This window comes from Microbacterium sp. F2 (genome assembly GCF_052274505.1).
Lineage (GTDB): Bacteria > Actinomycetota > Actinomycetes > Actinomycetales > Microbacteriaceae > Microbacterium.
The window spans coordinates 49,311-64,909 of the sequence record NZ_JBNVBV010000005.1 but is presented as its reverse complement, the minus strand read 5'-3'; the positions used below and the strand labels follow the sequence as shown (position 1 = coordinate 64,909).

Sequence of the window (15,599 nt, the reverse complement as noted above, 5' to 3'; positions counted from 1 at the left end):
TGGAGGGCGGCGACAACAGACCCGACGACAACAGACGGCTTCGTCGAGCACCCGTGGGATCCCGCGACAACTTGCCGTATCCGGATTTCGTAATGACCTATCCTCATACGGATTTCGTAATAGACTCGGCCTATCCGGATTTCGTAGTAGGGACGGCCATGGCATCGTACGAAGCAAAGCTGCGCTCCCCAGCCGACATCGGGCTTGCGATCCAACAGGCGAGGCTCGCAAGAGGCCTGACACAGGTGGAGCTAGCCGACCAGCTCGGCATCTCGCAGCGGTCTGTCAGTGAGCTCGAATCCGGAAAGCCCACGATCTGGGCTCGTCGAATGTTCGACCTCATGCGGGCGACCGGGGTCGAGCTATCGGCGATGTGGGATGGCGAAGCCCGGCCATGAGGCTCGCCGTCGAGCTCTATGGCACGATCATCGGACACATCCACGGCCCTGATGCACGCTCGTTCGACGTCGAGATCACCGATGAGGCACGGGAGACATTCGGGGTAAACAGCCGGGTGATGTCGGTTGCGATTCCATTGCTGGCTTCGATGCCAAGGCAACATGCGGGGCGTCGCCGAAATTGGTTCGCGGAGCTCGTGCCCGAAGGCGACCAACTCGACTACATGCTCACGCAGGGTGGTGTGCGGCGCGGCGACATACCCGCGTTTCTGGCGCGGTACGGCCGTGACGTCGCGGGTGCGTTGCAGATCTGGGATGTCGACGACCCGTCGGAACCACGAACTCCCGAGGTGATCCCGATCGACGCTGAGGGGATCCGACGCCTCCTGGAGGATCCGATCGGCGCTCCGCTCGGGAACGCGACGGACTCTGGGCGGACCTCACTCGGCGGCGTCCAGCCGAAGATCGTCTTGGCGCGAACCGGAGCCAGGTGGAACCAAGCACTCGGCGGCTTCCCGTCGACGCACATCCTGAAGCCTCAACTGCCCACACGACCAACTGTCATCTTCGATGAGGAGTACGGCGCGCGCCTCGCACGTCGCCTCGGACTCGCGGCTTTCGATACCCGAGTCGAGGAGTTCGACGGACTGCCGACGCTCGTGATCGAACGTTTTGATCGAGCCGGTGGCGCGCGCATCCACCAGGAGGATTTCAACCAGGTGCTGGGCGCGAGCGGCAATCAGAAGTACCAGGAGCTCGGAGGCGTGGTCTCGCTCGCCCGCATCGCCGGTGCACTGTTGCAGTATGCCGGGTCCGAAGATGTGCTCCGCCTCGCGCGGATGACCGTTCTCGCCGTCGGTATCGGCAATCTCGACATGCACACGAAGAACCTCGGGTTGGTGCATCCCGCCAACGACGTGCCGACACTCGCTCCGGCATATGACCAGGTGCCCCTCGCCCACCCTTCCGGAGGAGATGGTCGACTGGCGCTCGCCGTGAACCGGAAGTACCGGCATGCCGAGATCACGCGCGACGACCTCGTCAGCGAGTTCGAGTCGTGGCGGCTCCGTCGCGCAGCAGCGGCGGTCTCGGATGTGCTCGATGAGTTGTCCGCTGCTGTAGCCGAAGAGGTTCCGCTTGACTCGGCTCATCCCGAATTGCACGATTCGATTAGCAGCTTCGTCCGCAATCTGCGAGAGGGGCAGGCCGTCGGAGACGGTCGAGCACCCTCCGCAGGCTAGCGAAGCGCCTGCGACTGCATCCACTCCCCCAGCACGCGGTAGGCCTCTTTCCGCACGGCTGCGCGGGAGAGGAACACGTCGTGGAGCGCGCCCTCGATCCGCGCGATGGTCACGAGGCGGCCTAGGCGCGTCGCAGCCTTGGCGATGTCGTCGACGACCAGAACGGAGTCTGTCTCGAGCATGTCGGGGCGCCACATCAGCGGCGAACTCGACCGCTGCGACAGCATGACGAGCGCAGGGCATCCCACCTCGATGCCGTCCGCAACCGTCTCGTGGCCGTCGAGCACCGCCTTGAGCCAGCCCGGAGTGGTCGGAAACCCACGCTCAGGTCGCCATCCGTCCGGCGCCTCCGGCAGAGTTCCGACCTCGCGCTGCGCGCGAGTATAGAAGCCGAGATCGACAACCGGATGCATGCCCAACGGATCCCACCGAGCACGGGCCGCCACCAACGGCGAGAGCGCCTCCCTGCCCCGGGCCCCTGTCTGAAACTCCAGCCACGGACTGTTGAGCACGAGGGCCGATGCAAGCCCCGGATGCCGTGCCGCCCACAGCGACAGCGTGAGCCCTCCCGTGGAGTGGCCGAGCAGCACGAGACGCCGCCCCGGCCTCTCGTCCCGTCCCATCGCGGACAGCGCCGCAGCAATGTCTGCGTCGTACGCGGACAGCGAGGAGACGTAACCCGGAGTCTGACCCGGGCGCAGGCTCCGTCCGTACTTGCGCAGATCGAGCGCATAGAACCGGGCGCCCCGGTCAGCCCACCACTGCGCGAGGCTGGTCTGGAAGAAGTAGTCCGACCATCCGTGCACGTAGAGAACATCGACGTCGCGAAGACGTCCTGTCCACGTGGCAGGCCACGACGGCAGCAGTCGCACGAGCGTGGCGACGATTTCGCCCTCGGCGTCGCTGCCCAGACTCAGCGCGCGCTGCCGGAAGCGACCGCCGAGCAGGTCAGGAAGCCACACCTCTTCCATGTGCCGAGACTATCGGCACCCCCTCTCGCTCAGTTGCCCCAGATCTGCAGATTCAGATCGCTCAGCAGCATCTCGGCATCCACGTTCGTCACTGACGAGTAGATCCAGATGTCCTCGCGGCTCGTGATCGTCTCGACAGTGTCGACGGGGTACTGGGAGTTCGGCGTGACCATCTGGCACACCGGGTTTCCGGCATCCCCCGTGACGCAGGTGTAACCCTGATCGGGAAGAGTCGCGACGTAAGCCTCGGCAGCCGCGGGGTCAACCTCGCTGATCAGCAGGAGGACACCCGACGTGTCACCCGCGAACCAGTCGCACCCAAGAATCAGCGTGGCACCCTCCGGCGCCGGACGGACGAAGCCGACGCCGTCGCCCTGCAGATTCAGCTGGTCGACCGAGTCGGCGCGGCTCTCAGCCGTACCGACGGCGGCGCAGTCCGCGGGGACGTTGCCGACGAACGACTGCGGTTCTTGCGTCGGCTCAGAGCTGGGCGTGTCGTTCTGCGTTACCTCAGAGCTCGGCGTGGTCGAGGGCTCGGGCGTCGGCGCACAGCCCACGAGCACCAGAATGCCGACGACGGCAACGGCAGGAAGAAAACGGGACCGGAACATAGGTACTCCTTCGTACGGTGCGCGGGCGACCACCTCACCCACACAAACTCTGGACACCCTCAATGTAGAACACGAGGGAAGCGCGCACCCTTCTGCTCAGCGGCGGCCGCGACGGGTCGTCCGAAGCGCGAGGATGCCGAGCAGCAGCGACAACGCCATCATCGCCGCAATGACCACGGCCATCGGCACCGCCGTGTCCGCTCCCGCCAACCCCACGAGCGGTGATGCGACAGCGCCGACCACGAACTGCGATGTCCCCAGGATTGCTGAGCCTGCACCGCGGGCTCGATCGGCGCGGGCAAGGCCCAGCGCACTGGCATTGGACATCGTGAACCCGAGCCCGAGGGTGAGCAGAAACGCGCCGGCTATGAAGCCCGGGATCGTGAGCGTGCCGGTCAGCGTCAGCACGAGCAGAAGCGCTGCGGCGCAGGCCGTGGCGCCGAGGCCGACACCCAGCATCCGTCTCGGTCCGAACCGCACGGCGACCCGGGCGTTCACGATGTTCGAGAGGATGACGCCGCTGGCTGCAACAGCGAACGAGACCGAGTACACCGTCGGCGACATCCCGAGCACCACCTGACCGACGAACGGCGATGCCGACACGTACGCCATGATCGCCCCGAACGTGAGCGCGTAGGCACCCGCGTAGAGGGGAAAGGCCCGGTCGGCGAGCAGCGCGCGAAAAGCACCGAGCGTCTGCGACATCCCGGCGGTGTGGCGATGCTCGACGGGAAGGGATTCCGGAACAAGAGCCAGCGACACGACCAGCATTACCACCGCAACGATCGCAAGCGCAGCCATCACTCCGCGCCAGCCAACGAACTCGCTGAGCAGACCGCCGATCGGCGGTGCGACCAGCGGCGCAACCCCGACGACCACCACGATGAGGCTCAGTGCGCGCACCGCCGTGTCCTTGGGGCTGAGATCGACAGCCACGGCGCGCCCGAGGACCATGCCTGCCGACCCCGCGAATCCCTGCACGAAACGCAGGATGACGAACACCGCGATCGTCGGGGCGAACACCAGCGCGATGCTCGACAGAGCGAAGACAACCCCGCCCACGATGAGGACCGGCCGACGCCCAACGCGATCGGACCAGGGTCCGAGCACGAGCTGCCCGACCGCAACGCCCACGAGGAAGGAGGTCAGCGTGAGCTGCACGGCGGCGGCATCAACGCCGAGGTCGCCCGCGATGTCGGTGAAGGACGCGAGATACATGTCGGTCGCGAACGGACCGACAGCGGAGACGAAGCCGAGAGCTGCGATCAGCCCCGGCGACAGCCTCCGCGGGGGACTCACTCGCCTCGAGAGATGGTGACCATCTCGTCGCGAGGCACCACCTTGATGCGGGCACGCCCCTGGGGTTCGCCGAGGCCGATCTCGTGCTGATCGAGGCGATGCCAACCTTCAAGGTCCGTCCACCGCACGCCTCGCTCGGCAAGGAGCGCGGGGATAGCGGCTTCCGACGGGTCTTCGGGCTGCCACCACGAACCCTGATCGTTGATGAGGTGACGGACGGTCTCCATCGCGTCCGACTTGGTGTGACCGATCAGGCCGACCGGGCCGCGCTTGATCCATCCGGTCGCGTACAGTCCCGGCGCCCGCTCATTGGAGTCGGCGCGAAGAACCTGCCCCTCGTGGTTGGGAATGACACCGTGCCGCTCATCGAAGGGCACCTCGGGAAGAGGTGACCCGAAGTAGCCGACGGCGCGGTAGATGGCTTGGATGGGAACCTCGCGGAACTCACCGGTTCCGGCGACACCGCCCTGCCCGTCGGGACGCGTGCGCTCGTAGACGAAGCCCGACACATGACCCGTCTCGTCCACCTTCACCTCGACGGGTCGCGCCCAGAAGTGCAGGTGAAGGCGACGGGACGCCGTCCCCCCGGCGTTGTTCACGCCCGGGCGAGTCCGCCACTCCTGCAGAACGCGGTCGATGACCTTGACCTGCTTGTTGCTCTCGATCGCGGTACGGGATGCCTCGTCGTAGTCGAAGTCCTCGTCGTAGACGACCATGTCGACATCCCGCAGCTCGCCGAGCTCGCGCAACTCGAGAGGGGTGAACTTGACCTGCGCGGGGCCGCGACGGCCGAAGACGTGAACGTCGGTCACCGGCGAGGCCTTGAGACCCTCGTAGACGTTCGCCGGAATCTCGGTGGGAAGCAGATCATCGGCGTGCTTGGCGAGGATCCGGGTGATGTCGAGGGCGACGTTGCCGTTGCCGACGACAGCGACCGACTGCGCGGTGAGCGGCCAGGTGCGAGGCACGTCGGGATGCCCGTCGAACCAGCTCACGAAGTCGGCAGCGCCATACGACCCTTCGGCGTCGATCCCCGGGATGTCGAGGGTCGCATCCCGAACGGCACCGGTAGCGAAGATGACGGCGTTGTAGTGGCGCTTCAGATCGTCGAGCGTGATGTCGCGACCGAACTCGACGTTGCCGAAGATGCGGATGTCGCCCCTGTCGAGCACTTCGCGCAGGGCCGTGATGACGCCCTTGATGCGCGGGTGATCGGGAGCCACGCCATACCGAACGAGGCCGTACGGGGCAGGCAGCTGCTCGAACAGGTCGATCGACACGTCGAACGCGCGCTCCGCCTTCAGCAGGATGTCAGCAGCGTAGATGCCCGCCGGGCCTGCGCCGACGATGGCCAACCTCAGAGTGGTCATGTGTTCCTTTCGGGACGCGAGAGCACGGTGAATCGGCGCGAGAGCGCCGGGACGGCCTCAGCTCGAGCGGTCGGCGACGGCCTGCGCAAACCTCGTGAGGGCTTCGCGGACCGGGCCGTCGGGGATGGGATCGAGTGCCGCGATCGCATCGCGCGACCAAGCATTGGCCAGTTCCACCGTCTCGCGCGTTGATCTGTCGGTGCGCAGCATCGCGAGGGGCTCGTCCAGCAGCGCGGGGTCCTCACCGTCGGCGATCCGGGCGACACCCTCGTCGATCCTGTCGCGAAGAGCGCGGGCCTCGGGGTCGTCGCGGCGCGCGAGAAGCAGATACGGCATCGTCGGCACACCGGCACGCAGGTCGGTTCCGGGCACCTTGCCGGTCTCATCGGGATCAGCCGAGAGGTCGATGACGTCATCCAGAAGCTGGAAGGCAACGCCGGCTGCCTCACCGAAGGTGCGCACCGGCTCTTCGTACTCGCCGGGGGCGTTGCTGAAGATGATGCCCGACTGCGCGGCTGCTGCTATCAGCGATCCGGTCTTGTCTGCCAGCACCTGCAGGTAGAACCCGACGCGGTCATCGGCATCCGTCGGCCCGACGGTCTCATGCATCTGACCGAGCACGAGTCGCTCGAACGTGTTCGCCTGCAGCCGGATGGCCCCCTCCCCGAGGCGCGCCATGATCTGGCTCGCACGGGCGAACAGGAGGTCGCCGGTGAGGATGGCGATGTTATTGCCCCACACCGAGTGAGCACTCGGCACGCCCCGACGCTTGTCTGCGTCATCCATGACGTCATCGTGATAGAGCGAACCGAGGTGGGTGAGTTCGAGCGCCGTGGCGGCCTCGACGACGTCCTCTGTGACGCCGTCGCCGAGGTGTGCGGTCAGCAGAGCGAGCATCGGACGCACGCGCTTGCCGCCGGCATCGAACAGGTACCGACTTGTCGCGTCGGCGAGGGCATCCGAAACGTGAAGCTCACGCTCGAGGTTCGCATCGACCCGATCCAGCCCTGCTTCGACACCGTCGATGAGACGGCGCGCACGAGGGCCCGCGAAGATCCGTTCCGCGAGACCCAGCTGGCTCGCGATTCGGGAACTTGACGCAGAGGGGGTCACGGGACAAGCCTACCGGGGCTCGGAGCCACCATCCCCGACGGGCTTACGAGCGCGGTGCAGCGCGACGACACCGAACGTCAGGTTGCGCCACGCCACATCTGCCCATCCCGCGGCCCGGATGCGGCCTGCCAGCGCCGGTTGGTCAGACCACGCCCGGATGGATTCATTGAGGTAGTCGTAGGCGTCGCCGTTGGAACTGACCAGCCGCGCGATCGGAGGGAGGATGCGGTCGTTGTAGAACCGATACAGAGCGGAGATCGCGGGAGAGGTCGGGTGTGAGAACTCGCAGATCACGAGGCGCCCGCCCGGCTTGGTGACCCGCAGCATCTCGCGCAGGCCCGCGTCGGCATCCTGGACGTTCCGAAGTCCGAACGAGATCGTGACAGCGTCGAACTCTTCGTCTTCGAACGGCAGGTTGGTGGCATCGGCCTCGACGAAGCTGACGCCAGGCACCCCCGCATGGCGACGGCGCCCCTCGGCGATCATGCCGGGCGAGAAGTCAGCGGCGACGACCTCGGCGCCCGTCCGCGCGATCGCGACGCTCGAGGTGCCGGTCCCTGCCGCGAGGTCGAGGATCCGTTGACCCGGACGCGGCGACAGCGCGCGGGTCGTCGCGATCCGCCACAGACGGTCGTTTCCGACACTCAAGATCGTGTTGGTGCGGTCGTAGCCTGCCGCGACCTCGTCGAACATCCCGCTGACGCGGGCCGGGTCCTTCTGGAGATCTGCGCGATGGGACTGGGTCACGCGTCGAGTCTAGGACGCAGCGTGCGGGGTGAGTCCGAGGCGTTTCGACTCGCTGCACTCGCTCAACGACCGAGATCTTGAGGCGGCAGGCCGAGGGCGGCGAGGCGCTCGAGCCAGGCATCCGCCGTCCTGTCATCGAAGGGTGCTTCGGCCACAGTCACCCGCCGCTCGAGGTCGACCGCGAGCGCCTCGAGCCGCTCGACCACGTGAGTCGGGTAGCCGTAGTGGACGCGGTGCTCGTCCCACTCATCGCGATCGTCGATCCAGATCCCACGCTCGTCGAGGGCCCGCACGACATCCAGATCCATGTCGATACCTTCCGGGGCGCCGGGAGCGGTCTGTGACCAGCCGATGTCCCAGCCGAGGTCGATGTAGATGCGGGTGCGCGACGGCGCCGCGTTGACCGTCATCGCGTACTCACCGCTCGGCGGCATGAGGGTCACGTTCGGCCCGGCGGTCACGACATCCCGCCCGGGACGGATGCTGCGCCAGCCCGCCGGCTGCCCGAACCACTCCCCCCAGCTGTCGTGGCCGAGATAGACGCAGTCGTGCACCCAATGGACGCCGCCGTCCCACTTGCGCCACCGAAACTGGGTCACCGTGCCAGGCGCCGGGCGCCCGCGTCGATCCGCATCCACGCCGGAAGTCTAGGCTGGTGAGGTGACCCGCACTCCCCGTCTCCCACCGCTGGTGGTCGAGACCAGGGAGATCGAGCCGGTCGCCGATCTGCTGTCACTGACCGACCCGCACAATCCGCTGGCGTGGCTGCGTCGGGGCGAAGGCCTCGTCGGCTCCGGCGCGGCGGTCGTCACGATCGGCGCGCCGGGTTCGCCGCCGCTGTCTCGCCCGATTGCCGAGATCTGGCGCGAGCTGGTCAGCCACGCCCGCATCAGCGATCCCGTGCAGCTACCCGGCACCGGTCTGGTCGGCTTCGGCGCGCTCGGGTTCGACCCTGCCTCGCCCGCACCCCCGTTCCTTGTCGTTCCCCAGGCGATCACCGGCGTGCACGGCGGTCGGGCGTGGGTGACGACGATCCGTGAGGACAGCGACCCCGAGCCGAGGCTGCCGGCATCCGGTCCCTACGGCCCCCACTGGTCAGCGACCCTCGGCCCGGGTCTTCTCGAGCCTGACGACTACCAGTGGGCGGTGCGCTCGGGAATCGAGGCGATCACGGCGGGCGAGGTCGAGAAGGTCGTCTTGGCTCGCGACCTCGTCGGTACGATCCCAGCCGGCGCTGATCTGCGCCGGCTCGTGCGCGCGCTTGCCACGAGTTACCCCGACACCTGGACCTTCGCGGTCGACGGCCTCATCGGCGCGAGCCCCGAGACTCTCATCACCGTCGACCGGGGCGCCGTGACGGCGCGCGTGCTCGCCGGCACCACGGCGCGCGGCGCGGATGCCGCCGAGGATGCCGCGGCTGCGCACGCGCTGGAGGCCAGCCGCAAAGACCTCGACGAGCACCGGTTCGCGGTCACGAGCGTCGTCGAGGCGCTGGCACCCCTCACTCGCGATCTCGTCGCTCCCGACGAACCACATCTGCTCGAGCTGCCGAACCTGTGGCACCTGGCCACCGATATCTCGGGGCGACTGTCGAACGGAGCCTCCGCGCTCGACCTGGTTCGCGTGCTGCATCCGACCGCCGCTGTCGCCGGCACCCCGACGGATGCCGCCCTGGCCGTCATCCGTCGCCTCGAACCGTTCGACCGCGGACGGTATGCAGGACCGGTGGGCTGGATCGACGCCCGAGGGGACGGCGAGTGGGCGATCGCCCTGCGCTGCGCACAGATCGGTGTCCAGGCGCAGCACGATGCCGCCGCCGACAGCGACACGATCCCGGTTGTCGCTCACGCCGGCGCGGGCATCGTGGCAGCGAGCGACCCCGAAACGGAACTCCTCGAAACGCGCGTGAAGTTCCGGCCCATCGTCGACGCCCTCGCCTGAGCGTTCCTTCCCGCGGTCAGCCCAGCTGCAGGATCCAGGTCGCGACGAGGAAGTAGATGATGAGGCTCGTCGCGTCACAGAACGTCGAGATGAACGGCGTGCTGAACACCGCCGGGTCGGCGCGCACCGCCATCGCGAGGATCGGCATGAGCCCACCCACTGTCGCTGCCAGCGTGCAGATGAACAGCAGCGTGAGTCCGATCACCGCTCCGAGCGCCGGGTCGAACACGAGACTTGCAAGCGCGAAGCCGAGGATGCCGAGAAGACCCCCGAGGAATGCTCCGACGCGCACCTCCCGCCACATCACGGTGAGCGCGTCGCGTTTTCGCACCTCTCCCATCGCGAGGGCACGGGTGACGGTCGTCGCGGCCTGTGAACCGGTGTTCCCCGCTGTGCCGGTCAGCAGTGGAATGAACAGGGCGAGGGTCACGACCTGCTCCAGCGTCGCTTCGAAGATCCCGAGCACCTGCACCGTGAGCAGCGCCGAGACCGCGAGCACCAGGAGCCACACGACGCGCGCACGGACGATCCGTAGCACGGGTGTCGTGAGGTAGGGGCGGCCGAGCGGCTCGGAGGCACCTTGGCGCGCGGCATCCGTGTCTTCAGCCTCCTCGAGGATGCGGGCTGCATCGTCCACGGTGAGGATGCCGAGAAGGCGGTCTTCGCTGTCGACGATCGGCATCGCGAGAAGACCGGAGTCGACGAGAGACCGCGCAGCAGCTTCTGCAGCATCCGTGGCGTGGGCCGTTCTCGCTTCACCCATCAACTCTTCGACGAGCAGGTCAGATCGTCCCATGACGAGTTCCCGCAAGCCCACGACGCCGAGGACCCGGCGGTGCGGCGACGTCACCGGGAGCATGTAGACGGTCTCGGCATCCGTGCCGCGATGACGCACGTGGCTCAGCGCATCGCCGACCGTCAGCTGCGGGGCAAGGCGCACATACTCGGTGCTCATGAACCGGCCGACGCTGTTCTTCGGATAGCCGAGCATGGGGGCTGTCAGCTCGCGCTCGGCTGGTGAGAGTCCCCGCATCAGCTGGCGCGCGACACCGGCCGGAAGCTCGTCGATCAGCTGCGCACGATCGTCGGGGTCGAGTTCCTCGAAGACCTTCGCCACGTCCTCTTCGCGGAGCCCACCGATGAGCTCTGCACGCATGCCCGGATCGAGCAGCTCGAACGCCTCCAGCGCCTGATCGCGCCGCAGCAGCCGGTAGAGCACGGCACGGTCGCGGGCATCCTCTCGCTCCAGCAGCCCTGCGATGGCTGCGGCATCCTGCCCTGCGAGCAACGTACGCAGCTCGTCGAGTCGGCGGTCGCGCAGGAGCGGCGTCACCGTCTCAAGGAATCCCTCGAACTCGTCATCCATGGGGCGCATCCTTGCAGACGGTCGGGGCGGGTCGGTGAACGCTCAGGTGGCGGCGAGGCGCTCGCGTTCGAGCGCGACGTCGTAGCCGGCACTCGGCCACTGCGGATCGATGTTCTCGAGCGCCTCCAGCAGCAGATGCTGGATGGCCAGTCGGGCGTACCACTTGCGATTGGCGGGCACCACGTACCACGGCGCGTGCTCGGTGGAGGTCCGCTCGAACACCGTCTGATACGCGGCCATGTAGTGCGGCCAGCGGGTGCGCTCGTCGACGTCACTGGGGGTGAACTTCCAGTGCTTCTCGGGTCGATCCAGGCGCTCCATCAGACGCGCCTTCTGTGCGGCGTATGAGATGTGCAGCATGATTTTGATGATCCGCGTTCCGGATGCCGCGACCTGCCGCTCGAACTCGTTGATCGCCTCATACCGGCGCTCGATCTCGTCGGGATCGGCGAGCTCCCGAACCCGCCCGATGAGGACGTCCTCGTAGTGCGAGCGGTCGAACACGCCGATGCGGCCAGCGGGCGGGAGCTTGCGCTGAACGCGCCACAGGAAGTCGTGGGCACGTTCCTCCTCGGTCGGCGCGCCGAAGGATGCGAGCGACACGCCCTGCGGGTCGACGGAGCCGACGACGTGGCGCACGATCCCGCCCTTGCCCGACGAGTCCATCCCCTGCAGGACGAGCAGCACCGACGCATCCGTGGCACCGACCCGGCTCTGGGCGAACAGTTTCTCTTGCAGGAGGTCGAGTTCCGCGACCCCCGCCGCAAGGTCCGCTGCTGCTTGCTGCTTGTTGCTTCCGTAGCCGGGGGTCGAGTCGGGGTCCACGCCCGAGAGGACGAAGCCCTCACTCACTCGCAGGAGTTCGGCAACGTCACCGGTCCAGTAGGTCTGACTTCTCGCGGTCACCCGACCATCATGGACCCGGAGCAGGCCTCAGCGCGGGAGCGGCACTTCGATCAGTTGTGGACCCGTGACCGGTGCTGTCAGCGCCTGATCCAGCGCGGCTCGGGTATCGATGCGCGCGTAGGTCCAGCCGTAGGCAGCGGCGAGCGCCTGGAGGTCGGCATCCTGGGGCGTGTAGAGCACGCGGTCGCGCTGAGCCTTCGAACCGAGGGCCGCCACTTCAAGGCCGTCGAAGATCGTGCCGCCGGCATCGTTGCCGACGATGACCTGGATGCGCGGCGCGGTCTCGCCGGGCGCAAGCAGCAGGGATCCGACGTCGTGCAGCAGCGCCAGGTCGCCGAGCACGACCCGGGTCACGCCCGCCGCTCCGTCGGCCTGACTCGCGATCGCGACGCCGATGCCGGTCGCCACGGTCCCGTCGATCCCCGCAAGGCCCCGGTTGGCGTGCACTGTCACCTTCTTGCCCGGCAGCACGGTATCGGCCACCCGGACGAGGCGCGAGGAGCCGAACACGAGTCGGTCGTGCGGCCACGTCGCCCGCCACACCGCATCGACGAGCGACACCCTGTCGAGGCGCTCTCGCAGCACCGCCAGTTCGGCCGAAATCGCCCCGAGACGCGTCTGGGGGTCGGTCGACGCGAGCGCCGCACCGTCGGGCGCCGGTACCGACAGGTCGACGGATGCCGCACGCGATGCCCGCATCCAGGCTCCGAGCCAGGCACGGTCGACCTCGAGCGCCTCTGTCGTCGACTCGGCGGCCGGTGCCACGGCGACCTCCGCCACGGCCAGTGTCGCACCGTTGAGGTTGACCGTTTCGCCCGGGCCCCGCAGCGCAATCACTTCGACGTCGTCGCGGGTCAGGAGCGCGGTGGTCTCGCGCGCGAGGGTGGGATGCCCGAGGACGATGACGCGCTCGATCGGCTCGCTGAGCTCGGGTCGGTGCAACAGCTCACGGTAGGCGTGCACGAGGTGACGCCCGAAGCGCGCACCGCTGACGATCTCGGCTACAAGCGGCCATCCGCCGTCCCACGCAAGGGCCTCCGCACGAGAGCCGGCACCCTCTCCGGCGACCACGAGCGTGCGAACACCGCGCACCAGGACATGCGCCGATTCGTCGACCGATACCGCGTCCACTGCGTCGCCGACGCCGCCACCACCCTGGTACAGGGCTCCCGATTGGTCGTCGTCGATCGGCGCATCCGGCAGTTCCGCGCCGATGCCGGCATCCGCTGTCCACCACGGCGGAAGGGAACCGGCAAGCGGCTCGCGAAACGGCAGGTTCAGGTGGACGGGACCGGCCGGTCGGCCGCTGTCGCCGATGGCAGCTGCGACAGCCTGGTCGGCGATATCGCGCAGCATCGCTGATTGATCGCCCGTGCCGGTGTCATCGGTCTCGGTCGGGGCCGGTACATCGAGCTCGAACCGCGTATTGGGCGTGAAGATGCCCGGCTGCCGGGTCGTCTGGTTCGCTCCCACCCCTCGCAGTTCGGGGGGCCGATCAGCTGTGAGCAGCAGCAGGGGAACCGCGGAGTGATGAGCTTCGAGGACCGCGGGCGCGAGGTTTGCGACGGCAGTTCCTGAGGTGCACACGACCGCAGCCGGCATCCGCGTCTCTCGTCCGATGCCGAGCGCCGTGAAGCCCGCGACCCGCTCGTCGATGCGCACGTGCAGGCGCACCCGGCCGCGCTCTTCTGCATCGGCTGCGGCGAGCGCGAGGGCCTGCGAGCGCGATCCGGGGCTGAGCACCACATCGCGGACACCGAGCGAGATCAGTTGATCGAGAAGCGCCGCAGCAGCATCGGTCGCGGGCGAACGGGAGCCGCTACCGGCACGGTCGCTCACCGGATGCCCGTCACGCGGCGCCGCGGGATCCGCGGGGCTCGTCGTCGTCATCTCGCGGAGTGGATGCGGCCTCGGGGTCGGCAGCAGTGTCAGCAGCCGAGGGGCCCTCGAACGCGTCCTCGGCGTCCAACATGGCCAGCTCTTCCTCGAGTCGACGGATGCGCTCATCCTGGTCCGAAATGGTGCCGATCCGCCCCAGGAACTCCGGGTCGTCATCCGGTGCGCGCGTCGCGTGGACTGCCGAGCGCCGCGCGCGACCGATCACCAACCACAGCAGCCCACCGATGACGGGAAGCACGAGGACGATGACGATCCACAGCGGCTTGCTCACGCCACGGTGCCGCGTCGGCGGCTGCACAGCGCAATCGACGATGGTGTAGACCCAGAACGCGGTCGCCACCAACGCCAGAATCAAAAGCACGCGGGGCACATCCCCATCCTAGGTCGGTTCGACACGCCAGGGCTGGGCAGACGCTGACCGGTCCCGCGCGGCGACACGGCGCCCGACGCCTACGATGGAGGGGTGAACGCGCGCTCCTTCTGGGTCTACACCGTGCTGCGCATCCTGTTCTTCCTCGTCCCGTTCGGCATCCTCATGCTGCTGCCGATCGGCCGCGAGTTCTACTGGCTGTCAGCGATCTTCGCGGCGCTCATCGGGCTGAGTCTCTCGGTGATCTTCCTGCGCCGCCCTCTCGATGAAGTGTCGGCATCGCTCGCCGAGCGCCGGGCGCGCCGCACCGACCCCACCGACGAGCAGATCGAAGATGCCGCGCTCGCAGACGCGCCGGGTGCCGATGAGGCACCCGCGCCGTCAGCCGGCGAAAGCCCAGAAGAGGAAAGCGCCGAAGGCGAGCGACGTCCCTGACGTCAGCGCGAGAGCGATGACGAGCTCGCGCGGCTGACGATAGGTCCACACGATGAGGATCGCCGGCAGCGCCAGCAACAAGGCCATGGCGGTCAACCACGCGATCGGGTAGAAGACCGCGAGGTACCCGGCGATGCCGAACGGGACCAGCACGAAAACCGTGAACAGCACCTGCGTCGCGCGGCGTCCGATCAGCACCGTCAGCGTGTGCTTGCCGGCGACGCGGTCCTGATCGATGTCGCGCAGGTTGTTCGCCAGGAGCACCGCGCACGCCAGCAGCCCCGCCCCGACCGCCCCGAACCAGGCCTCCTGCGGCAGCGCGAACACCTGCACCCAGGTCGTCCCGAGCGTTGCGACCAGGCCGAAGAAGACGAACACGAACAATTCGCCGAGACCCGCATAACCGTACGGACGCTTGCCGCCGGTGTAGAACCACGCGGCAAGGATGCAGGCAGCACCGACGGCGAGGAACCACCACTGTTCGGTGCGAATCGTGATCGCCAGGCCCGCGAGACCGGCGATCGCAAAGAAGACGAGTGCGACGATCAGCACCGTCCGCGGCTTCGCTTTGCCTGCTCCGGTCAGTCGAGCCGGCCCCACCCGGTAGGCGTCGGTACCACGGACGCCGTCGCTGTAGTCGTTCGCGTAGTTGACGCCGATCTGCAGGCTCACCGAGACCACGAGGCACGCCAGCGCGATGACCCAGTGCAACGGGCGCTCGATCAGAACCGCTGCTCCTGTGCCGATGAGGATCGGTGTGACAGCCAGCGGGAGGGTGCGCAGCCGCGCGGCGCCGATCCAGTCACGCAGGGTCGCGGGACGGGGGGCCGTCACCGGCGAACGGTGGTCGCGGCGCGCGTGGTTCGCGGAGCCGGGGTGCGGCTTCGTGCGAGACCGCGAACGCTTCTTCTTCGAGGGTGCTGCCACGGGGA

At 67.9% G+C, this 15,599-nt stretch carries 16 protein-coding genes; 4 read left to right on the top strand and 12 right to left on the bottom strand.

Annotated features, from left to right (window positions below; genetic code table 11):
- Positions 1 to 158: 158 nt before the first annotated feature.
- Both ACQVDU_RS10470 and ACQVDU_RS10465 read left to right on the top strand, forming a co-directional pair.
- Positions 159 to 398 (top strand): helix-turn-helix domain-containing protein, encoded by a 240-nt coding sequence (locus ACQVDU_RS10470; RefSeq protein WP_443477080.1) that lies wholly within the window; start codon positions 159 to 161, stop codon positions 396 to 398.
- Positions 395 to 1,639, top strand: coding sequence for a type II toxin-antitoxin system HipA family toxin (locus tag ACQVDU_RS10465; RefSeq protein ID WP_443477079.1), 1,245 nt, complete (start codon positions 395 to 397; stop codon positions 1,637 to 1,639). Before ACQVDU_RS10470 ends, ACQVDU_RS10465 begins: the two co-directional genes overlap by 4 nt.
- On the opposite strand, the gene ACQVDU_RS10460 is transcribed toward ACQVDU_RS10465, so the two are convergent.
- From ACQVDU_RS10460 to ACQVDU_RS10430, 7 genes are all read right to left on the bottom strand, one after another.
- Complete coding sequence (locus ACQVDU_RS10460; protein WP_443477078.1) at positions 1,636 to 2,610, bottom strand: alpha/beta hydrolase; 975 nt, start codon at positions 2,608 to 2,610, stop codon at positions 1,636 to 1,638. The genes ACQVDU_RS10465 and ACQVDU_RS10460 overlap by 4 nt on opposite strands.
- A gap of 29 nt (positions 2,611 to 2,639) precedes the next feature.
- A complete protein-coding gene (locus tag ACQVDU_RS10455) occupies positions 2,640 to 3,221 on the bottom strand; it encodes a hypothetical protein (RefSeq protein WP_443477077.1) in 582 nt (193 codons plus the stop codon).
- Positions 3,222 to 3,317: 96 nt separating this feature from the next.
- Positions 3,318 to 4,520, bottom strand: a complete 1,203-nt coding sequence (locus ACQVDU_RS10450) for a multidrug effflux MFS transporter (RefSeq protein WP_331792261.1) — start codon at positions 4,518 to 4,520, stop codon at positions 3,318 to 3,320.
- Positions 4,517 to 5,890, bottom strand: a complete 1,374-nt coding sequence (locus ACQVDU_RS10445; protein ID WP_292710698.1) for an FAD-dependent oxidoreductase — start codon at positions 5,888 to 5,890, stop codon at positions 4,517 to 4,519. Before ACQVDU_RS10445 ends, ACQVDU_RS10450 begins: the two co-directional genes overlap by 4 nt.
- Before the next feature lie 57 nt (positions 5,891 to 5,947).
- Positions 5,948 to 7,003, bottom strand: coding sequence for a polyprenyl synthetase family protein (locus ACQVDU_RS10440; protein ID WP_300593685.1), 1,056 nt, complete (start codon positions 7,001 to 7,003; stop codon positions 5,948 to 5,950).
- A gap of 9 nt (positions 7,004 to 7,012) precedes the next feature.
- A complete protein-coding gene (locus ACQVDU_RS10435; RefSeq protein WP_443477076.1) occupies positions 7,013 to 7,750 on the bottom strand; it encodes a demethylmenaquinone methyltransferase in 738 nt (245 codons plus the stop codon).
- A 62-nt stretch (positions 7,751 to 7,812) separates the two neighbouring features.
- Positions 7,813 to 8,388 (bottom strand): DUF402 domain-containing protein, encoded by a 576-nt coding sequence (locus tag ACQVDU_RS10430; protein WP_331792259.1) that lies wholly within the window; start codon positions 8,386 to 8,388, stop codon positions 7,813 to 7,815.
- Between the two features lie 22 nt (positions 8,389 to 8,410).
- Here ACQVDU_RS10430 and ACQVDU_RS10425 point away from each other — a divergent pair, with 22 nt between their 5' ends.
- Positions 8,411 to 9,691 (top strand): isochorismate synthase, encoded by a 1,281-nt coding sequence (locus ACQVDU_RS10425; protein WP_443477075.1) that lies wholly within the window; start codon positions 8,411 to 8,413, stop codon positions 9,689 to 9,691.
- A gap of 16 nt (positions 9,692 to 9,707) precedes the next feature.
- Here the strand turns inward: ACQVDU_RS10425 and mgtE are convergent, their stop codons facing one another.
- Genes mgtE through ACQVDU_RS10405 form a run of 4 tightly spaced genes read right to left on the bottom strand, consistent with a single transcriptional unit; the run spans position 9,708 to position 14,232 of the window.
- Positions 9,708 to 11,057 carry a magnesium transporter gene (gene mgtE, locus ACQVDU_RS10420; RefSeq protein ID WP_292710710.1) on the bottom strand — a complete coding sequence of 450 codons (1,350 nt, stop codon included), beginning with the start codon at positions 11,055 to 11,057 and terminating at the stop codon, positions 9,708 to 9,710.
- Between the two features lie 42 nt (positions 11,058 to 11,099).
- A complete protein-coding gene (locus ACQVDU_RS10415; protein WP_443477074.1) occupies positions 11,100 to 11,963 on the bottom strand; it encodes a PPK2 family polyphosphate kinase in 864 nt (287 codons plus the stop codon).
- A 27-nt stretch (positions 11,964 to 11,990) separates the two neighbouring features.
- The gene (menD, locus tag ACQVDU_RS10410; RefSeq protein WP_443477073.1) at positions 11,991 to 13,853 is read right to left on the bottom strand and encodes a 2-succinyl-5-enolpyruvyl-6-hydroxy-3-cyclohexene-1-carboxylic-acid synthase; all 1,863 of its coding nucleotides are present in this window, start codon (positions 13,851 to 13,853) and stop codon (positions 11,991 to 11,993) included.
- Complete coding sequence (locus ACQVDU_RS10405; protein ID WP_331792254.1) at positions 13,813 to 14,232, bottom strand: PLD nuclease N-terminal domain-containing protein; 420 nt, start codon at positions 14,230 to 14,232, stop codon at positions 13,813 to 13,815. The genes menD and ACQVDU_RS10405 overlap by 41 nt, the downstream gene beginning before the upstream one ends.
- 93 nt (positions 14,233 to 14,325) lie before the next feature.
- Between ACQVDU_RS10405 and ACQVDU_RS10400 the strand changes: the two genes are divergently transcribed.
- Complete coding sequence (locus ACQVDU_RS10400; protein WP_292710720.1) at positions 14,326 to 14,667, top strand: DUF4229 domain-containing protein; 342 nt, start codon at positions 14,326 to 14,328, stop codon at positions 14,665 to 14,667.
- Here the strand turns inward: ACQVDU_RS10400 and ACQVDU_RS10395 are convergent.
- Positions 14,614 to 15,594: a 1,4-dihydroxy-2-naphthoate polyprenyltransferase gene (locus ACQVDU_RS10395; protein WP_443477072.1), complete on the bottom strand. Its 981-nt coding sequence runs from the start codon at positions 15,592 to 15,594 to the stop codon at positions 14,614 to 14,616. The two genes, ACQVDU_RS10400 and ACQVDU_RS10395, sit on opposite strands and share 54 nt — an antisense overlap.
- Positions 15,595 to 15,599 lie beyond the last annotated feature (5 nt).

Coding starts and splice junctions, on each gene's coding strand:
- ACQVDU_RS10470 (WP_443477080.1), top strand. CDS start 159: ATGGCATCGTACGAAGCAAAGCTGCGCTCCCCAGCCGACATCGGGCTT.
- ACQVDU_RS10465 (WP_443477079.1), top strand. CDS start 395: ATGAGGCTCGCCGTCGAGCTCTATGGCACGATCATCGGACACATCCAC.
- ACQVDU_RS10460 (WP_443477078.1), bottom strand. CDS start 2,610: ATGGAAGAGGTGTGGCTTCCTGACCTGCTCGGCGGTCGCTTCCGGCAG.
- ACQVDU_RS10455 (WP_443477077.1), bottom strand. CDS start 3,221: ATGTTCCGGTCCCGTTTTCTTCCTGCCGTTGCCGTCGTCGGCATTCTG.
- ACQVDU_RS10445 (WP_292710698.1), bottom strand. CDS start 5,890: ATGACCACTCTGAGGTTGGCCATCGTCGGCGCAGGCCCGGCGGGCATC.
- mgtE (WP_292710710.1), bottom strand. CDS start 11,057: ATGGATGACGAGTTCGAGGGATTCCTTGAGACGGTGACGCCGCTCCTG.
- menD (WP_443477073.1), bottom strand. CDS start 13,853: ATGACGACGACGAGCCCCGCGGATCCCGCGGCGCCGCGTGACGGGCAT.